The 20,189-nt window shown below is 52.3% G+C and carries 15 protein-coding genes; 6 read left to right on the top strand and 9 right to left on the bottom strand.

Annotated features, from left to right (window positions below):
• Window positions 1-179: 179 nt before the first annotated feature.
• The gene (locus tag AC3WJN_RS03610) at window positions 180-2,858 is read right to left on the bottom strand and encodes a sigma-54-dependent transcriptional regulator (protein ID WP_492329225.1); all 2,679 of its coding nucleotides are present in this window, start codon (window positions 2,856-2,858) and stop codon (window positions 180-182) included.
• A 236-nt stretch (window positions 2,859-3,094) separates the two neighbouring features.
• Between AC3WJN_RS03610 and AC3WJN_RS03605 the strand changes: the two genes are divergently transcribed.
• The 4 genes from AC3WJN_RS03605 (at window position 3,095) to lplT (ending at window position 8,539) form a co-directional block, all read left to right on the top strand.
• Complete coding sequence (locus AC3WJN_RS03605; RefSeq protein ID WP_007778387.1) at window positions 3,095-4,489, top strand: sensor histidine kinase; 1,395 nt, start codon at window positions 3,095-3,097, stop codon at window positions 4,487-4,489.
• Window positions 4,490-4,491: 2 nt separating this feature from the next.
• Window positions 4,492-5,130, top strand: coding sequence for a response regulator (locus tag AC3WJN_RS03600; RefSeq protein WP_007778384.1), 639 nt, complete (start codon window positions 4,492-4,494; stop codon window positions 5,128-5,130).
• A gap of 108 nt (window positions 5,131-5,238) precedes the next feature.
• On the top strand, window positions 5,239-7,347 hold the full coding sequence (locus AC3WJN_RS03595) for an AMP-binding protein (protein WP_007778380.1): 2,109 nt from the start codon (window positions 5,239-5,241) through the stop codon (window positions 7,345-7,347).
• Between the two features lies 1 nt (window position 7,348).
• Complete coding sequence (gene lplT / locus AC3WJN_RS03590; RefSeq protein WP_007778375.1) at window positions 7,349-8,539, top strand: lysophospholipid transporter LplT; 1,191 nt, start codon at window positions 7,349-7,351, stop codon at window positions 8,537-8,539.
• A 135-nt stretch (window positions 8,540-8,674) separates the two neighbouring features.
• Here the strand turns inward: lplT and recQ are convergent, their stop codons facing one another.
• From recQ to AC3WJN_RS03550, 8 genes are all read right to left on the bottom strand, one after another.
• The gene (gene recQ, locus AC3WJN_RS03585) at window positions 8,675-10,450 is read right to left on the bottom strand and encodes a DNA helicase RecQ (RefSeq protein WP_007778371.1); all 1,776 of its coding nucleotides are present in this window, start codon (window positions 10,448-10,450) and stop codon (window positions 8,675-8,677) included.
• A 309-nt stretch (window positions 10,451-10,759) separates the two neighbouring features.
• On the bottom strand, window positions 10,760-11,428 hold the full coding sequence (locus AC3WJN_RS03580) for an IS4 family transposase (RefSeq protein ID WP_255344275.1): 669 nt from the start codon (window positions 11,426-11,428) through the stop codon (window positions 10,760-10,762).
• Window positions 11,429-11,476: 48 nt separating this feature from the next.
• Window positions 11,477-11,770 carry a hypothetical protein gene (locus AC3WJN_RS03575; RefSeq protein WP_007778365.1) on the bottom strand — a complete coding sequence of 98 codons (294 nt, stop codon included), beginning with the start codon at window positions 11,768-11,770 and terminating at the stop codon, window positions 11,477-11,479.
• A gap of 666 nt (window positions 11,771-12,436) precedes the next feature.
• Window positions 12,437-12,973 carry a transposase gene (locus AC3WJN_RS03570; RefSeq protein WP_007778362.1) on the bottom strand — a complete coding sequence of 179 codons (537 nt, stop codon included), beginning with the start codon at window positions 12,971-12,973 and terminating at the stop codon, window positions 12,437-12,439.
• Between the two features lie 296 nt (window positions 12,974-13,269).
• Window positions 13,270-13,674 (bottom strand): hypothetical protein, encoded by a 405-nt coding sequence (locus tag AC3WJN_RS03565; RefSeq protein WP_005830112.1) that lies wholly within the window; start codon window positions 13,672-13,674, stop codon window positions 13,270-13,272.
• 446 nt (window positions 13,675-14,120) lie between these two features.
• Complete coding sequence (gene fumC / locus AC3WJN_RS03560; RefSeq protein ID WP_005830113.1) at window positions 14,121-15,509, bottom strand: class II fumarate hydratase; 1,389 nt, start codon at window positions 15,507-15,509, stop codon at window positions 14,121-14,123.
• Window positions 15,510-15,701: 192 nt separating this feature from the next.
• Window positions 15,702-16,379: an MgtC/SapB family protein gene (locus AC3WJN_RS03555; protein ID WP_007778358.1), complete on the bottom strand. Its 678-nt coding sequence runs from the start codon at window positions 16,377-16,379 to the stop codon at window positions 15,702-15,704.
• 191 nt (window positions 16,380-16,570) lie between these two features.
• Window positions 16,571-17,926 carry an MATE family efflux transporter gene (locus tag AC3WJN_RS03550; RefSeq protein ID WP_005830117.1) on the bottom strand — a complete coding sequence of 452 codons (1,356 nt, stop codon included), beginning with the start codon at window positions 17,924-17,926 and terminating at the stop codon, window positions 16,571-16,573.
• Window positions 17,927-18,208: 282 nt separating this feature from the next.
• Here AC3WJN_RS03550 and AC3WJN_RS03545 point away from each other — a divergent pair, with 282 nt between their 5' ends.
• Together AC3WJN_RS03545 and AC3WJN_RS03540 are read left to right on the top strand one after the other, a co-directional pair.
• Window positions 18,209-19,564: an LLM class flavin-dependent oxidoreductase gene (locus tag AC3WJN_RS03545; protein ID WP_005830119.1), complete on the top strand. Its 1,356-nt coding sequence runs from the start codon at window positions 18,209-18,211 to the stop codon at window positions 19,562-19,564.
• An 84-nt stretch (window positions 19,565-19,648) separates the two neighbouring features.
• Window positions 19,649-20,149, top strand: a complete 501-nt coding sequence (locus AC3WJN_RS03540) for a GNAT family N-acetyltransferase (protein ID WP_005830121.1) — start codon at window positions 19,649-19,651, stop codon at window positions 20,147-20,149.
• Window positions 20,150-20,189: the final 40 nt, after the last annotated feature.

The raw sequence follows: 20,189 nt of genomic DNA, 5'->3' as shown, positions 1-20,189 counted from the left end.
TGTCCTTTTCCTAGAGCAAGTCACGTGCCAAAACACCCTTTTTGTATGCGCTTTCAAAACAAAGCGCATCGTTATCGCGTTTGCCGGGCAGCCGCATTCTGGGCAGGCGAGTAGTGTTTGAATGTAAGCGCTGTAGTGTTTTGTTAACAGGGACAAATTGGCAAAAATTAAAACACTAGCTACGCCAGTGTTTTGTTGTGTATGAAAAAATTCATGACAAAGCATACATCGTCCTCGCTGAAGACCACGTCGTATTTGTCCTCCAACGGCTGCAACTCATGGCGAATCAGGCTGTACAGCTTGCGGTTTTCCGCCAAAAACGGCACCTTGTCGGTATAGGCTACGGAACGCTCCCCGGCTTTCAGCCGATCCACCAGGCAGCAGATGTGCAAATACCCCCCGATTCGCGTATCGAAAACCAGCTTGTTGCCAAGCCGCTCCTCCATGCGCGCCACACACGTCCTGACGTCGTCGAGAACGTCTTGGCCCCTCACCATTTTCAGGTGCTCCCTGAGCGATTCCTTCATCTTCACATAAGCTTCTTCCAGATCAATCAACTGCTGGATATCGGACAGCGCCTCGCCGTTCACCACATCGTCCATGCTGTGGCAGCGCAAGTCGCGATCCAGCATGTAGTTGCTCACGACGCACAGAACCGTCCGCTCCTCCTTGAGCTTTTTCAACCGGCTTTTCGCCTGCGCTTTGTCCATGAGCTGCAGCGGAACAAATTCCAGCAGCTTCTCGTCGTAGCGCAGCTTCGATTCGAGCAGCTTTTTCAAAAACAGCGCGCTGCCCTCGCCGGACAGGCAGGCCGCTACGATCGTCAAGGCAGGCACCGCCTTGTCTGCCACCTCTTTGGGTAACTCCTCCCGCTGCCCCATCGAAATGCCGACGACATCGCGGTACACTTCGTCCAGCGAATGCCCCAGCATCGCTTTGCGCGTCGCCTCGATCACATGCGGAGTGCTCACCATCGGCACCACCTTCACCGGAATGCCCAGCTCCTTTTCGATGATCTCCCCGAATCCAAGCAGCGAGCCCATGTCGACGAGCAAAAGCAGCCCGGCTGCGCTCCCGATTTCCCGCGCTGTCTTGATCGCTTGCTCCAGGACGACCAGCGAGTCTTCCTCCAGCGGCAGGTCGATGGCACGCGCGTATTGGGTGACCAGCAGGCGGTTGGTCACGTCGACCATCGCCGTCGCTCCCCCGCTGCCGTGCGTGATGACCAGGACACCGATCGTTTCCCGCTCCTCCTGCATGCTCTCGTCATCCAGCACGAAAAACATGGTCAGGTAGCCCGCTTCGCCAATGGGCAAGTCCATCAGCAGCGCTTCCTCGATCATGCGCACGCACTCCAGCGCTACGGCAAACTCCTTTTTGTATTTGAGCCGCACGCTGTTGATGTGCGGATGGACGATTTGCTTTCCTTGCGACAGCCGCTCCTTGGACGTCTGGATGTGCAGCGCCAGGCCGAAGATGACCTTTTGGCTCAAAATTTTCTCTAGCTTCGCCTCGGCATAGCGCACGATGTCTTCGACGAGGTGAATGATGATCGGATCAATAATCCGCGCCATGTCGCCTTTGTTGATGCGCTGATGAACCCCTTTGATAAACGTGGTGAAGTAATGCTCGATATCAAATTCCAGTTCTTCCTCGCTGACCCCCTGGTTTTGCAACTCGTATATTTTTTGCTCGATCTTTTCGTAGACGCTGTCGGCGGCATTCTCCGACTCGCCGCCAAACCAGATGCTTTCCTCGGACGGCTGCACCACAAAGCATTTGTGCTCGGTGCCAATCAGCTCCTCCAGCTCCTGGCGGTAGTCTTTTGCCAAAAGCAGCCCTTGCTTGACGTGATGCGGAACGTCCTGAATCGAGACGTGCAGCAGATTTTTTTTCAAGGAAATAAACTCGGCATAAGCGCTGGCGCAGGTCAGTTGGATATCCGTCTTCAACTGGCCGATATTGTTCGGGCAATGATAGCAGAGAAACGCTTGCACCACGCTTGCCGATACCTGAATTTCCCGTCCCAGCCGAAACGCTTCTTCGCGAAAAATTTCCATGACAAGCCCCAAGCGCTCCTCCATCCCCCGCTCCACCAGGGAGGGCAGCTTGATGACCATCGGGATGCGGCGCATGAACGTCTTGAGCAGGCTGGATTCCGGGTTTTCGGTCGTTGCCATGACGATTTGCACCTGCGCGGAACGCTCTACCTCTGTTTCTCCGACCCGGCGGAACGTCCCTTTGTCCATGAACGTAAAAAATATTTCCTGCCCCTCTGCTGGCAAGCGGTGAACCTCATCGAGAAAAAGAATCCCGCCGTCCGCCTTTTCCGCCAGCCCTTTGCGGTCCATCTCCGCTCCGGTGTACGCCCCTTTTTTGACGCCGAACAGTTGGCTTATCAAAAGCTGCGGGTTGTTGGCGTAGTCGGCGCAGTTAAAAACGACAAAGGGCGCCCCCTTGTCCAGCCGGCCAATATCGACGGCAAACTCGTGAATCATCCCCGCAAACCACGACTTGCCTACTCCCGTTTCGCCCAAAATCAGGCAGTGCATCCCGCGCGGCGGGTACAGCACCGCTGCCTTTGCCTGCTCGATGCGGGTAATCAGGCTTTTGTTCGTCTTCGCCAGCCTGTCCAATGCCGTTTGCGCCAAATAAAGCGAGTCATTCGCTTTTTTGACATAAAACAAGGTAGGACGCCCCTCTTCTTTTTCAATGCGGCCTTCCTTCCATAAGCGGTTCAAATCGCTGCTGACATTGGCGCGGCTAAGGCCCAGGAGCTCGGCCAGCTCGCCTGCGCTGATTTTTTTATCGGGACCGGACTCAAGCAGCTTCTGGTAAATGAAATCGACTCGTTTCACCACTGTTCACCTGCCACTCAACTGATTCGTTTTCATTTCCACGCTACACTGGAAAAACCTTCTTACCTATGAATATGCTGGATGGACATGCCTCATCCCGGCAAAATAAACAGCCACCCTTCTCTGAGAAAAGGATGGCTGCTTGCCTATTTTTTGGAAACCGATTCATTTTCGTTTTCTGCCTCCCAGGTACGCTATAATGGGTGTAACATGACTGACACAGGAGATCGCTTGCCATGATGGTTTTCATCTTATTCACCATATGGGCGCTAGGTCTATTGGTCCTGTTCACGGACCCGAAACGCACGTCGATCCGCTGGGCCTGCGCCACTGCCTTTATCGGAGGGGGCGGCTTCCTCTCGGCGGTCATTGACGAGACGATCATGCCGCTCTGGGCCGATGCTTTTACCATGAATGCCGGGACGGAGCAGACTTTGCTTTTTCTTAGCCGCCTCTCGTCCTTTATTTGCCAGGTCGGGTTGCCTTATTCGTTTCTCATGTTCGCCGTCCATTCGGCGGAGTTTCTCACCCGGAGAACAAAGCTGATTGCCCAGTTCGCCGCGCTCTGCCTCCCGGCGCTAATGCTCGCGATCACCCCCATTTATCCTGTACTGGCCTTCAATTACTGGATCATGGTGGCATGGGTCATTCCTTTTTTTCTGATCGCCTGCACTCTGCTGATCGTACAGTACCGGAACGAGAAAGACCCACTGGTCAAAAAGAACAGCTTTTTCACGAACGTGTTAATCATCGTCCCGCTCTTTTTCGTCTTTATCTTCATCTACATCATGCGCATCCAGAATGACTACGAAGCATGGCGCTACAACATGCTGGTCGTCGCGATCCAGTTCATTTTGATTGTTGCCATTAGTTTGAAATACGGCTTTTTGGGCGTCCGGCTCCGCGTGGAAAAAAGACGTCTGGACAGCACGTTGCGCGCTCTCACGTCAGGAGCGCAAATCATTAATCACACGATCAAAAACGAAGTGGGGAAAATCTCGCTGTACGCCGATCGGATCGAATCGTACGCGGAGGAAACAAACCAGCCGAACCTGAAGGAAGACGCGCTCGTCCTCCTGCAATCCTCCCAGCACATGCTCGACATGATGAACCGGATTCAAAACCAGCTTCGCGACGTCGAGCTGCGCGAATCCCCCAGCGCGCCTGGCGAGATCATCAAGCAAGTCATCCAAAACTTGAAGCCTTACATGGAAAAGCATCAGGTGCTGGTGGAATGCGAGCTGGATGAGAGCCTCCACCTGTACGGCGATCCCGTGCAGCTTCGTGAAATTCTCACCAATTTGTGCATGAACGCGATCGAAGCGATGAAGTCCGGCGGCAAGCTCACCCTGCAACTGTTTTTGTCCAACCGTCACCTCGTCATCGCCATCGCGGATACGGGTACAGGCATTTCCAAGGAAAATTTGCCGCATGTGCTCGACCCTTTTTTCTCTACCAAACGAACCGGACAAAACTTCGGCCTTGGACTTTCCTATTGCTATAACGTCATGCAAAAGCATCAGGGAATGCTGGAGATATACAGCGAGCCAGGAAAAGGAACGACGGTGTTTTTGTTCTTCCCGAAAAAACGAGTCATCACAAGCTCTGCCCAAACAGAAGGGAGGATATGAACATGGAGACTATCAAAGTATTTCTCGTCGAGGACGACCCTGTCTGGCGAAAAGGATTGGTCGACTACCTGAACAAAGAAGCAGACCTCACCGTCGTCGGCGAGGCGGGCACAAAAGCGGAAGCGATCGAGCGCTTTTTGGCAGCAGGAGCCGATGTCGTCCTGATGGACATCAACCTGACCGAGAACAATCTCGACGGAATCGAAACCGCGATGGAGCTGATTGCGCTTGAGGCAGACTGTAAAATCATCATGCTCACGTCCTTGACCGCCGAAGATGTGATTGTCGAGTCCTTTTCTGCTGGCGCCGTCAATTACATCAGCAAGTCCAGCTTCAAGGAAATTCCCGACGCCATCCGCGCTGCCCACAACCAGCAGTCCGCGATTCACCCGACAGCAGCGGCTGCCTTGCGCAACGAGTTTTTGCGCCTGAAAAACGAAGAAAACCAGAAGCTGCTCTCCCCCGCGGAGAAGGACATTCTGCAACTGATCCACCAGGGAAAGACGCAGACGCAAATCGAGCAATCGCTGCACATCACCAAGCGGACCATCAAAAACCACATCAACCGCATCCTGAAAAAAATGGGCGTCAAAACGAGCAAAGAAGCGGCCGCAAAAGCGAGCCAGAAAAAGCTATTCTAGGTATTATGACCAGGTACCAATGAATGTTGGTACTTTTTTTACTTCCCCCACTCCTTACAATGAGGACTATAAAGCAACGCCATTATCCTTTGAAAAGGTGTGGTCTACATGGTCCTCATTCATGCCTTCCTGAAAATGATTTTGCTGCTGTGGTTTCGGCCTCGCATTCACGGTGTAAACAAAATCGACCTGACGAAGCCGTCACTTATCATTCCCAATCACGTCTCCCTGCTCGACGCGGTACTCCTTTCCTTTTGCTTGCCTACGGGAGCTACCTTTGTCGTCAACACCGGGATCGCCAAGCGGTTTGCCTTTTTCCTGCGCTTCCGCAAACACATCGCGATCGATCCGCTCAACCCGTACTCGATCCGCCACATGCTGCGGGTCATCCGCAAAGGAGAAACGCTGGTGATTTTCCCGGAAGGCCGCATCACCACAACGGGCGGCCTGATGAAAATTTACAGCGGCGTCGGCTACCTCGCCATGAGAACAGGCGCAACCGTCTACCCGATCGCGATCAACGGCCTGGAGCGCTCGATCTTCTCTTATTTGCAAGGCAAGCTGCGCCGCTCGCTGTTCCCTGCTGTTACGATGACCGTCGGCACGCCGTTCACCATCGCTCGCGACGAAAACCGCTCGATGCGTGAACAAAAGGCGTCGGCCAACGACCTGATCCTGCGCACGATGCAGGAGGAGCTGTTCCAAAGCCGGATGAAGCAAAACGTCAACCTGTTCGATGAAGCGCTGGCAGCCGCCCGCCTTAACGGGCCGAAAATGGAGATCGCCAAAGACCTGACCTCGGCCATCAATTACCGCACCCTGCTCATCGGCAGCTATCTGCTCGGCAACAAACTGCAACAGCCCTTAATGGGGAAACCGGTCGTCGGCGTATTTCTCCCCAACTCGGTCGGGCACCTGGTTACTTTGATGGCGCTGTTTTGCATCGGGAAAACACCTGCAATCCTGAACTTTTCGCTCGGCATCCGTTCGCTGCTCGACTGCTGCGAGACAGCCCGTATCGATACGATCCTGACCTCGCGCGCCTTCATCGAAAAAGGCAAGCTGGAGCACATTATCGCGGGCCTTTCGCCGAGCATCCAGATTATTTACCTGGAAGATTTGAAAGCATCGGCCACCGCTTTTGACAAGCTGGCTGCCCTCACCGCGTATGTGACAAAGAAAAAAGCCGCGAAGAGTGCCAATGAACTGATTCTGTTCACCTCCGGCAGCGAAAGCAAGCCAAAAGGCGTCGTGCTGACGCACACCAATCTGTACGCCAACATCCAGCAAGTGACCAGCATGATCGACATTACGAGCCGCGACAAGTTTTTCAACGCGCTGCCGATGTTTCACAGCTTCGGACTGACTGCTGGCACGCTTTTGCCCATCATCAAGGGCATTCCGGTGTATCTGTATCCGAGCCCGCTGCACTACAAGGCGATTGCGGAGCTGGTGTACGATCAGAATGCGACCATTTTGTTCGGGACTTCGACGTTCATGGCTGGCTACGGACGGATGGCGCACCCGTACAACTTCTACTCTTTGCGCTATGTGTTTGCAGGCGCAGAAAAGCTGAAGGACGACGTGCGCAAGCTGTGGATGGATAAGTTCGGCGTGCGGATTTTCGAAGGTTACGGCGCGACCGAAACCGCTCCGATTCTCGCGCTCAACACGCCGCTCGCCAACAAGCCTGGAACAGTAGGTCGACTCGTGCCCGGCATGAGCTATCGGCTGGACCCGGTCGCAGGCATTGACGAAGGCGGAGAGCTGCTCGTCAAAGGCCCGAACGTCATGAAAGGCTACCTGATTCACGGCAAAGGCTTCGTGCCCGCCGGGGAATGGTACCACACAGGCGATCTGGTGACGGCTGACAAGGAAGGCTTTCTCAGCATTCAGTCTCGCCTGAAACGTTTTGCCAAAATCGGCGGCGAGATGGTGTCGCTCAATCTGGTGGAAGAGCTGGCAATGCAATGCTTCGGTCACTCCGGCTTTGCCGCGATCACCGTCAACGACCAGCGAAAAGGCGAGCGCGTCCTGTTGTTTACTACAGATGAAACCGTTCAGCTCAGTCAACTGCGCGCGTATTTGACGGAAAAGCAATACTCGCCGCTGCTCATTCCCGGCACGATGCAGGTCATCAAAACTCTGCCACTTCTCGGGAGCGGAAAAACGGACTACGTCAGTCTGAAGCAACTGGCGGAAAGTGGAGGAAACTGATGTGAAGATGCGACTACAACCGCTCCAAGCCCTGTATTTCACGCAATTTCTCTCGGCCTTTGCCGACAACATGATTTTGTTTGTCATTGCCAACCTGCTGCGGGAGAACGGTTTTTCTCCCGCAATGCTCGCACTCGTTTCCATTTCCTTTTTTCTGCCGTACGTTTTTCTCGCTCCGCTCGTCGGGCCTTTTGCCGACAAACACGCCAAATCGTTCGTTCTGGTGATCGGCAACCTGATAAAAGCACTCGGTGTCGTGCTGCTGTTCGTCATCGATCACTCCAGCATTTTGCTGTTGATGCTCTGCTACTTTACGGTGGGGGTCGGCGCGGTTGTCTACTCGCCTGCCAAGTACGGCATCCTGCCGGAGCTGACTCGCAATGAACAGGAGCTGTTCCAGGCCAACGCGCGGATTGAGGCGTACACGATCGTCGCGATCTTGACCGGAATCGGCGGGGGCGGAGCGATCGCCTCCATGACAGCGCCGCTGTTCTCTTCGAGCATCTGTCTTGCCCTCTACCTGTTGTCGCTGGGCATGACCTTTTTCATCCCGCGCATCCGGGGGAACGCCTCGATTCGTTACGGTACGGAAGCACGCCGCTTTTTCATCGACTTCCAGCACCTGATGAACCGTGCGGAAACGAGCTTTGCGCTGATCGGAACCGGGGCCTTCTGGATGAGCTCGGCTGTGCTGCGGGTCGCCGTGCTGGCCTGGATACCCGCCGCACTCGGGATTAACCCGCAAAGCTTTTCCGTCTCGCTGATCCTGGCTACGACGTCAATCGGGATCATCATCGGCGCTTTTCTCGCCCCGCGGCTGATTCCGCTGTCCCGGTTCACCCGCTCAGTCGGCTACGGCTTCGGCATGTTTCTCATCATCGTGTTGTTTCCGTGGATTCACGTAACAGTTATTGCGATCTGCCTGCTGCTTCTGGTCGGGTTCATGGGCGGGGTGTTCATCATTCCGATGAATACGATCTTGCAGGACGAGGGCAAAAAGATGGTCGGCTCCGGCAAGACGATTGCGATTCAAAATTTTATCGAAAACTTTTTGATGGCTGCCGGGTCGGGGATTTACTACCTGGTCGTATTCCTGGGCGCCTCCATCTCCGTTGCTATCGTCGCCCAAGGGTTGCTGCTTCTGGCTTTTCTGCTGTATCTGATGAAGCATCGCAGTCGAATCGCGGGCTAAAGCGGGGGAAAGAGAAGACTGCTGCGTGCGTGAGTGGATGGCGCCAGTGCATAAAGTAGCAAAAGCCGTGATAGTCAGCGTCACGGCTTTTGTTTTGACCACCGCTACAATAGCGAAAAGCCGTGACAGTGACCGTCACGGCTTGACAGCGGCGTAGTTTTGCAAACATTCCAGGAAGAGGTGGCCGTACTTGTCGAACTTGGCTTCGCCCACACCTTTGATCTTGAGCATCGCCTGCTTGTCGGTCGGGCAGAGGCTGCTCATTTCCTTCAAAGTGCTGTCGTGGAAAATGACGTATGGCGGCACGCCTTCGCTCTGTGAGATTTCCTTGCGCAGCGAACGCAACTGCTCGAACAGCTCGTCGTCCTCTGCGAGCGCCACAGGGCGGAGCGAGATTTTTTGCACGACGCGCTCCTCGCCCTTGAGCACTGGCAGCGCCCGCTCTCCCAGCTTCACAGTCGGGTACTGGCTTTCCGTCACCTGCAAGTATCCTTCGGCAATGAGCAGTTGGATCAGGTCGGCGATTTCTTTTTCCTTGTACTCCTTCATCAGCCCGTAGGTAGGAAGCTGATCGAACCGGAACTGCGTGACCTTCTTGTTTTTCGAGCCTTTGAGTACCTGGGCGACCAGTGCCGCGCCGAAGCGCTCTCGCATCCGTTTGACGCAGGAAAAGATTTTTTGCGCTTCGAGCGTGATGTCGGTCAGTTCGGTTTCATCGGTGCAGTTGTGGCAGCGCCCGCACTCAGGCGCATCCGCCTCGCCGAAATACTGCACGATGTACTGCTGCAGGCAGCGCGGCGTCCGGCAGTAGTCGACCATGGCATACAGCTTTTTGTACTCGTGCTCCTTGCGTTCGTCGGTCAACTGGTTTTGCTCGATAAAAAACGACTGGGTCTGGATGTCCTGCGGCTGGTACAGCAAAATGCACTCGCTCGGCTCGCCATCGCGCCCGGCGCGTCCCGCTTCCTGGTAGTACGCCTCCAGGTTTTTCGGCATGTTGTAATGGATGACGTAGCGCACATTGGACTTGTCAATGCCCATCCCGAATGCATTGGTCGCGACCATCGTGCGGACGTCATCGAACAGGAACGCTTCCTGATTCGCCGCCCGCTCTTCCTCTGACAGCCCGGCGTGGTATTTGGTGACCGAAAAGCCGCGCTTCGCAAGGTCGGCGTGCAGAGCATCGACGTCTTTTCGCGTGGCGGCGTAGATGATTCCGGCATGCTGCCTGTTGGCTTTCAAATACGCCTGGATAAAGCCGCGGCGGTTTTCTCCTTTGCGCACCGACAGGATGAGGTTGTCGCGGCCAAAACCAGTGATAAAGAGACGCTCATCCTCCAGGGAAAGCTGGCGCTTGATATCGGCGGTCACTTCCGGCGTCGCCGTCGCTGTCAGGGCTGCGACGATGGGACGCTCTGGCAGCGTGCGCAAAAAGCGGGCGATCTCCAGGTAGCTGGGGCGGAAATCGTGGCCCCATTGCGAGACACAGTGCGCCTCATCGACAGCGACGAACGAAATCGGCACATTGCGGATCAAATTTTGAAACGTTTCCGACTCCAGCCGCTCAGGAGCGATGTAAAGCAGCTTGTACTCCCCGCGCGCCGCCATCCGCAAGCGCTCGCGAACCTCGCTGTAGTCGAGCGAGCTGTTGATCTGTGTCGCCGCAATCCCCATGTTGACCAGCACATCTACCTGGTCCTTCATCAGCGAGATAAGCGGCGAAATGACGATCGTTACGCCGTCGAAAAGCATGGCCGGTACTTGATAGCAGATTGATTTTCCACCGCCGGTCGGCATGATGCCTATCGTGTCATGGCCTGCCAGCAGGCTCTCGATAATCTTCTTTTGTCCTTCGCGAAATGATTCGTAGCCAAAGTATTTTTGCAAAACTTCCTGTGCTTTATGGAGCAAAGAGAATCACCTTCTCTTTCGATAGATTGGTTTATTCGATTCTATTTAGTGTAAACATAGGTGCTGGGACAAAACAAGGGGAACCGCGTCACACGAAAAACGGTTTAACCCCTTAAAATTAGAGCCTTTCTCTTCATATGACTCTCTTCTTCTTCAACCACCTGGGAGCGCAAGAAAAAATCTGATTTTTCTGAATGCTTTCTTCGTTTTCAAATGGTGAAAGAACGGAGTGACCCACAAAGGTAGTTCCGTCCATTTTGGTATTTATATGCAGTTATACTAGATGCTACACAACAGGTTCTTTCCCGTTTATGTATCAAGCTTTCTTCGCTTCGACGTTAATCGCTCCCACCAAATTTGGCTATCCTCCCAGAGCATGACACGTAACCACCGGTAGGCTTGCAACAAGCTCGCTTGGCCAGCGGAGAAGATTTTGACCAAGAAAAGTAAGCAAAAGGCGATCAGCACAATGAAAACTTGGTTCAGAACGGCTTCTTGGCTTTTCCCGTAAAACGAAGTAATCTTCACGTGCTGCCTCAACCATTTAAAAAAGATTTCAATGGCCCAGCGACTTCGATGCATCTCACTGATCCCTTGGGCAGATAACTCCCATCGATTCGTAATCAGCAGAAGGGAGTTTCCCTGTGAATCGGTTGTCTCGATGAGGCGAAGGACATGGTTCATGCGATTTTGCTGTGTCCCTATTTGTACATAACCATTCCTTTTGATGGAACTCCCTTCGGAAACAGGACGATCAAACAGATAGCGAATCGCTGCCTTCTTCTTTGCTCGCGTAACGAAGAAGATCCGGCGTTCACAGAACGCGTCAAACTTGGCGTAGTCCACAAATCCCCGATCAAACACATACGTCGTACCAGGATTGTCTACAAGCGTGTCAAGTTGAGTCCGGTCATGAACACGCGCTGGAGTCAGTTGGATGGTTTTTCTGTAAAGGATTTTTTTGTGTCCTGCGTAAATACAAAATTTTTTGGTTATTTCGACAACATTAATGCAACGCTAGTGGTTTCATCTTTCGTTTAGGGGTTCTATAGAAACAAGTTTCGGCAATCCTATAAAGCTAGACTCATACTCTACAAAATATTCTTCGTTCGCTTTAATTAATTTCGTAATAACCTTCGGGACATCAATAGTTGTTTTCACGTTGAGCTGATCCTCAATTACTATGAAGTCATTGCTAACCTCTTTTACTTTTACGATGGCTACTGTCTTTTCCTTAAAATAAATACTCCATATTAGTAAAAGCCCCATCATTACAAGAAACAATGTACCCAAAAAAACAATAAGTTTTTTCTTTTTCATTTACATATCCCCTTCATTTTACAAATATTGACACATTTCCATAATATGGTTACGGTCCAAATATACCATACATTAGGAGGTTTTCAAAATGTTTCCCTTTTCAAGAAAAAAATCATAGCTTCTCTAGTTGCAACTGTTACACTGACTAGCTTGATCCCATTTACTGTAGGTGCTGCCAGCAAAGACTTTAAAGAGATTGAAGAAGAGGTTAGTTTTGACATGGTTAAGGTCAGCGATCTCGATGTAAGAGTTTATGAAGACGGAAGGATTAAAGGTCTCGGAAAATCAAAATCCCAAAATATTTCAAAAAACGAACGAAAAAAAATACTTAGGGCGTCGTCTACGATTAATATTCTCATCGGCTGCACCTCCGCACGAATCTGAGTCATTACTGACCACTATAGCAAAAATGTTTAAAGAAAATCTAAAGAGTGCGTGGGAGAGATTAATTCTGGCAGTGGGATGCGGGGTAGGGGCTTGGGAGGATGATGTAAGTTGTTGCTACGATGTAGTTCGCTTGATCGGGACTTTCGGTGGGCGAGGAAAGAGGCGAAATCGCTGTAGCTTCTTGGGCTCCCTGCTGGGGGTTGGACTGCCCGGCTCCGGGGAAAAAGCGAAACCGCGTCCAAAAGTGGTTGATTCAGGTAGCCGCTCAGAGTTGGACGCTCATACTTCTTTGTAATGCTCTTCGAAGTTATTAAGTTTTCGGTCCAAGTCCATAACCGGTGTAGCGATGTCTTTCAGATAATGATACTGGCAGTATTGATACGGGACGTCGGGGAGCAATGTTTCAAAGGCTAGTCGAATGGATTGTTGCCCATCACTTACAATGCCAATAATAGGGTAACCCAATTCTACGATAGGGCGAATCAGGTTCTGTAGTTCCTCTGATGATCCGCTTTTCAGATTCTTGGCAGCTAGTACCGTCCCACTAAACACTTCACGGATGACATATAAAGTTTCATTCCCTTTTTTTGGTTGCACACCATCCATGGAAAGCATCAATCCTCCGTTTTGTGAACTTACATGATGCAACACTTCGCGTATATGTTGGTCTACACTGGCTCCAAGGAGAGTAAGATAACGCTCGTAAAGCATTTGAACATTGCGGTCTGTCGTTCTCACACCACGTCTGTTTAACTCTTCCGCAATCTCTTGTCGGGTCATGTGATTCTGGGGAATAATTCGATTTTTTGGACGCATAAAAACCTCTGTTCATCAAGGAATGGTTACTCCATTACTTCGATCCACAGAGGTAATTTCCTGTGTAGTATGTTTATTCCATTGTAGAAAAAAGCAAGGAGCCCCAATACACTTTTATCTCCGAAAAATCTTGGAGCAAAAAGGGGCTCCTTTACTATGAAAACTTCGAAACGAGTTGATGGTTTTAAGAAACATCTCAGGTCTTAGAAAATGAGGATATCAAGAGATAGAAGAATATAGTTTGAAAAAGGTCGAAGCCAGATTTGTTACTACGACGACAGCTAACATTCTCTCTATTATTTTACCGCTGTAAATGTTACAACAGTTGAATATGAAGTATGCACTTTCTTATCTTTAACCACAACCTGAACCCTCATATTATGATCTGCTGCATACAATACTTCATTTTGAAGTTGTGCATTAGCAGAAAGTGCTGTAGCCGCCATTGCTACTGTTGCTCCAGGCCCTAAAAACCCGATCAGAGTTTCAGCAATTGTCGCACCTCCACTTGTCGCACCTCTCATAATACTAGCCATATACTTTACTTGATCTTTTGAAAGATAATAAGACCCAAGTACAATGTACTCGTCGCTACTTGCGGCGTATGCGCTTTGATTAGCTATATTAGCTACAGGCAAAACACCAGTGATTCCAAGGGTTAAGGAGAGCACTGCAGCAGTACTTTTAAAAGCTTTTTTCATTTTTATAACCTCTTTTCGATTCGATATGATCTCACGCAACTTTTATTCCTACTCTTTCTATCTCTCTTTTCGTAGACCTTACTTTGAAGTGTACCAATGCTATACAATATTTTTCCAACTCCAAAAAAAGCATTTTTCAGACAATTTCAGCTATTAATTCCAAAAAATGATAATATACTCCCAAATCCTTGGAATTACATTAAAAAAACCCTTTTTTCTAAAATGATACAAAGCGGCAAAAGTTTTTGAAATCCTTCCCACGGTATAGAGCCTCGATACTAGTAATCTACATTCCACTGAGAACTAACGAGTGTTTCAGTTCTACAGTGAAAGGCGATCACTGAGAGAGAATAAAAAAAAACTGACGCCTATGAATGGAGTCAGCCAAGTGGCCTAGCAGCCAAAATTTTTATTGTTTCTTGCCATCATCGGCTCTGTGAATCCCACTATTCCTTCGGATGAATCATCTGCTCAGGACGCACGATTTGGTCGAATTGCTCCTCGGTCAGCAGGCTGCTCTTGATAGCCGCTTGCTTGAGCGTGATGCCTTCTTTGTGCGCCAGCTTGGCTACTGCCGCTGCGTTTTCGTAGCCGATATGCGGGTTCAGCGCGGTTACGAGCATCAGGGAGTTGTTCAGGTTTTCCTGGATGACAGGCAAGTTCGGCTCGATGCCGACCGCGCAATGGTCGTTGAACGACTTCATGGCGTCTGCGAGCAGTCGGGCCGATTGCAGGAAGTTGTAGATGATGACAGGCTTGAACACGTTCAGCTCAAAGTTCCCTTGGCTTGCGGCAAAGCCGATCGCGGCATCGTTGCCCATCACCTGGCACGCCACCATCGTAATCGCTTCGCTTTGTGTCGGGTTGACTTTTCCTGGCATGATCGAGCTGCCCGGTTCGTTGGCAGGGATGACGATTTCGCCGATGCCGCAGCGCGGTCCGCTCGCCAGCCATCTGACGTCGTTGGCGATTTTCATCAGGTCGGCTGCCAGCGCCTTCAACGCTCCGTGTACGTGAACAAGCTCATCGTGGCTGGTCAGCGCGTGGAATTTGTTTTCGGCGGTCACGAATTTTTTGCCGATCGCTTCGCTGATTTCCGCAGCGACCATTTCACCGAAGCGCGGATGGGCGTTGATGCCGGTTCCGACGGCCGTACCGCCAATCGCCAGCTCACGCAAATATTCGTTGCTTTCCTGAATCATTTTCTCTGTTTTTTCCAGCATGCGCACCCAGCCGCTGATTTCCTGGCCCAGTGTCAGCGGGGTGGCATCCTGCAAATGCGTCCGGCCGATTTTGATGATGTCTATGTAGGCTTCGCTTTTTTCCTTGAGCGTCTGCTTGAGCAGCGCCAGCGCAGGCAGCACTTGGTCCTCAATGGCTACCAGTCCCGCCATGTGCATAGCAGTCGGGAACGTATCGTTGGAGCTTTGCGATTTGTTCACATCGTCGTTGGCGTGAATCCGCGCGCTGCTGCCTTTTTCCTCCAGCAACTGGTTGGCGCGGCGAGCGATGACTTCGTTGACGTTCATGTTGGATTGGGTGCCGCTTCCGGTTTGCCAAACAACCAGCGGGAAGTGCTCGTTCCATTTTCCGGCGATGACTTCGTCGGCTGCCGTTACGATCGCTTCGGCCTTTTCCGCGTCCAGCTTGCCCAGCTTTTGGTTCGCCAGGGCCGCGCTTCTTTTCAGGATGGCAAACATGCGGATGACCTCAAGCGGCATTTTCTCCTCGCCGATCTCGAAATTTTGGAAGCTGCGCTGCGTTTGCGCCCCCCACAACTTGTCCGCAGGCACTTTCATTTCACCCAACGTGTCTTTTTCGATCCGAAATTCCATCTCGCATCCTCCTCTATGAATGATTGCCTCTTTTATCATGTCCACTTTTTCCATTTTGGAATGAGAGCAGACGTATTCATTTAAAATGATAATGATTTTCATTCTTGTTATCAAGAGCAGAAGTGTTCCTCGCATGCAAAAAGACCGCAGCGCCATCTGCAAACGGTCAGCTACGGTCTTTGTTTCTACCCCTTATCTACTCTCTACCTCAACAGAAATGACGTGATCGACAGCTTTCAGCAAGCTGTAAATGTCGGTCGTATATGTGTTTTCCGAAGCGGTAATCATCATTTCCAACTTTTGCAATCCGTTGTCCAGGTCTTTGACCTTGACCCGTTTTACCTGCAGGTCGATGTGCTTGATCTGTTTGAAAACGCCGTCCAGATCGCCGCCCCCTTCGACGACAATCTTGATCGACAAATCCCGCTGCCGCAAAGACTCGGGACCGATCCATTTGAGAATGAGCGGAAACAGGTTGATCGCCAAAATAATCAGGATGGTCGCTGTCACCGCCTCAAAGTAATACCCCGCCCCTACGGCAATACCCAGTCCGGAGGCAGCCCAGACCATGGAAGCCGTGGTCAGCCCGGAGATTACATCGTTGCTTCTGCGCAAAATCACGCCAGCTCCGAGAAAACCGACGCCGCTCACGATTTGCGCGGCCAGGCGCAGCGGGTCCATGTTGGTGTGTCCAGGCAAGGAGAACCGATGTACCGACTCAATCGAGACAATCGTAATCAGGCAGCTCGCCACTGATATGACCATACTTGTTTTCACGCCAAGCGGCTTATGCTTGAGCTGTCTGTCCATCCCGATCAGCAAGCCCAGAAACATCGCTATCCCCAGCTTCATCAAAAAATCATACGTCATTCGCTTCTCCTCCCCCTTTCAATGTCAGCTTTTCTCCCATCACTCTATTAGAAAGTATATACGCTCTCCTTGAAAAATAGGAGAGAAATTTTTCATGGCTGCTCATAGTGTAAGCTGGCCCTTCTGTCTTCATGCAAAAAACGGGAAACCCCTCATCCGGAGTTTTCCCGCTTTGCTTGCGCCACGCTTGGTTACGAGACGCTGCGTATCATGCGTTTTTGCAGGGACAGCAGGCGTCCGAACAGGAAGATCGCGCCTGCCGCCAAGCCTGTAATCAGCCCGATCCAGTAGCCAAAGGCAGCCAGCGAGGTGTACTGCGCCAGGACGTACCCGAGCGGCAGCCCGATGACCCAGTACGAGACAAGGGCGACGATAAACGTGACCGTAACGTCCTTGTAGCCGCGCAAAATCCCCTGGATCGGCGCCGCCACCGCATCGGAAATCAAAAACAGAATCGAGTACATCAAAAAGTGCTGCGTAAGCTCCAAAACCTCGATGTCCGTCGTATAAAATCCGGCAACCTGCCTGTTGAACAGCAGCAAGCCTGTGCCGAACAGCAGGGCAAGTCCAGTGGCGATGCCGATGCCCAAATAGCTGTACTGCTTGGCGTCGCGAAACCGCTTCGCCCCGACCTCGAAGCCGACCACGATAGTCAAAGCCATCGAGATGCTGAGCGGAACCATGTAAATAAACGAAGCGAAGTTCATCGCCGCCTGGTGCGCCGCAATCGTAATCGTGCTGTACTCGCTCATGAACAAGGTAACAGCGGCAAAAATGCTCACTTCGAAAAAGATCGAAAAGCCGATTGGCAAGCCGAGCTTGAGCAGCTCTTTCCACGCGCTCATGGAGACGCGGTAAAACTTGCGGAACACCCCGAAATCGGTAAACGGCTGCACGCGCTGCACGACAACCAGGCTAATCAGCAAAATGCACCAGTAAGTCAGCGCCGAGGCGTAGCCCGCCCCGATTCCGCCCAGGCGCGGCAAACCGAAGTTGCCGAAAATCAGGGCGTAGTTCAGCACGACGTTGATTGGCAGCGAGAGCAGCGTAATGAACATGGTAATTCTCGTCTCCCCCAACGCGTCGATGAAGCAGCGAATGACCGTGTAGAGAAACAAAGGCACAATCCCGATGGCTATCGCATGCAGGAAGCCGCGGGCAATGTGTCTGACGTCGCTTTCGAGCTGCATGCTGTTCAACACCGGCTCAAGCGCCAAGCCGCCGACGATCAGCACCCCGATGGCAATCGCCACTCCCAGGTACAGTGCCTGCATGACCGTGTAGGGCACCTGGTCTTTGCGCTGCGCTCCGATCATTTGCGCCACCATCGGCATCACTGCCATGAGAATACCCGTCAATCCGGCTTGAATCGGCGTCCAGAGGCTGGCCCCGATCGCCACTCCGGCCAAGTCAGTCGGACTGGCGTGCCCGGACATGATCGTATCGGCAAAAGTCATGGAGAAAAGCGCCAACTGCGATATAAGGATGGGCAGCAACACCATCAGAAACTGCCGCCACTTTTCTTTTAACGAATAAGTCTCATGCATGATTGTTCTTCCTCATTTACATTAGAAATATCTACACCATTAATATAGTAGAAACGTGTTGAAAAGCACTGCAAAAAGCTTCTCTATGCACTTTAGCACAAAATGAAAGTCTAGCATAAGAAAATTGCAGACATCGCGAAAGAAAACTCACTGTTAAAATTTTTTATATACATTGACAATGGTGCGCGAACAGGCGTATATTTTAAAACTATAAAAACCGACTATTTAAATTGGAATTGTGCACTTTGATTCCTACCCACAACCAAAGGAGCGTAGAAGGACATGGCACAGGCCCCCAAACATCTGAAAATCGGCGTTTTTCTCGCCGGCACTGGTCATCACGTCGCATCTTGGCGTCACCCTCATGCGCAAACCGACGGCAGCATGAACCTCGCCTATTTTCAGCAACTGGCGCAAACAGCCGAACGCGGCAAGCTGGATATGCTGTTTCTCGCGGACAGCCTGTCGATCAGTCCCGACTCCCATCCGAATGTGCTGGCACGCTTTGAACCGTTTACGCTGTTGTCGGCGCTGTCTGCCGTCACTTCGAAAATCGGCCTGGCCGCCACAGCATCTACGACGTACAGCGAGCCTTTTCATATCGCCCGCCAGTTCGCTTCGCTCGATCACATCAGCAACGGCCGTGCAGCGTGGAATGTCGTCACCTCCTCGATCGAATCGACGGCCTTGAACTTTAGCGGAGAAAAGCATCCCGAGCACAGCCTGCGCTATCAGCGCGCAGAAGAATTTGTCGAGGTCGTAAAAGGACTGTGGGATTCCTGGGAAGACGACGCCCTCATTCGCAAGCAGGAATCCGGCGTTTTTTTCGATCCGGCCAAGTTGCATGAGCTGCAGCACCGCGGCGAGTTCTTTTCCGTTCGCGGACCGTTGAACGTAGCCAGACCGCCCCAGGGGCATCCCGTCATCATTCAGGCAGGGTCTTCCGAGCCCGGTCAGCACCTGGCCGCCCGCACAGCGGAAGTCATTTTCACGGCGCAAAACAACTTGCCGGACGCCCAAGCCTTTTACCAAAGCGTGAAGGCAAAAGTCGTCTCCTACGGCCGCTCTCCTGACGAGGTGAGCATCATGCCGGGAATCTTCCCGGTTCTCGGCGATACGGAAGAAGCCGCACAGGCCAAATTCCAGCAGCTTCAAGAGCTGATTTTGCCCTCTGTCGGGTTGAAAATTCTTTCCAGCTATCTCGGCGGCTTCGATCTGACGCCGTATCCGCTCGACGGTCCGCTGCCAGACATCGACATCCCGGAGACGAACAGCGTAAAAAGCCGCTTCGAGCTGGTGCTGAACCTGGCGCGCCGGGAAAAGCTGACGATCCGCCAGCTTTATCAGTACATCGCCGGATCGCGCGGCCACCACATCTTTGTCGGGACGCCAGAGCAGCTTGCGGACAAGATGGAGGAATGGGTGCAGCAAGGCGGCTGCGACGGCTTCAATCTGATGCCGCCTCTTTTGCCAGAGGGTCTGGACGTGTTCGTCGATGAGGTCGTGCCGCTCCTTCAGCAGCGCGGGCTGTTCCGCACCGAATACGAAGGCAATACGCTGCGCGAGCATCTCGGCTTAAAGCGCCCTGCCAATCGTTATACGAACCGGCAAGCCAACGGGACACACGTATCCAGCTAAAACATAAACGCCGCAAACGGCCAGCCGATGCCGACAAACGTATCGCCTGGACCCGTTTGCCGCGAGAAGTGCGAGGGAGACAACATGACAACAACTTTCCGTCTGGCAACCGCTGACGATGCAGCAGAGCTGCTGGACCTGACGCTGCGAGCCTACGCTCCCATCCGCGAGTTGGGCATTCACTTTGCCGCAGCCACAGCCGACCTGGCACTCGTCCAGAAAAATATCCACAACAACGCCTGCTACGTCCTGGAGGAAGCTGGGCGGATTCAGGCAACCGTCTCGCTGCGCATGCCTTGGGGACCTCAGCCCGGACCGTTTGGCCTTCCCCATATATGGTGGTTCGCCGTCGATCCGGCCATCGGCAAAAAAGGCGTCGGCTCCACTCTCTTGACATGGGTGGAGGAAAGCATTGTCCGGGATACATTGAAGGCTCCTGCCGTATCGCTCGGCACGGCCGACAAGCATCCGTGGCTATCCGCCATGTACGAGCGCAGAGGCTATGTGCGTGCCGGAGAAGCCGATCTCGGCCGCGGCCACACGACGATCTTTTTCCGCAAAGAGCTGTACACGCCACTGCCATAGCTCAACGGGCGCAGCACTCCCCCAAAAAATCAACCAACTA

This window comes from Brevibacillus sp. FW306-2-1A-C05A (assembly GCF_058781555.1).
This window is presented reverse-complemented; position numbering and strand designations above follow the sequence as displayed.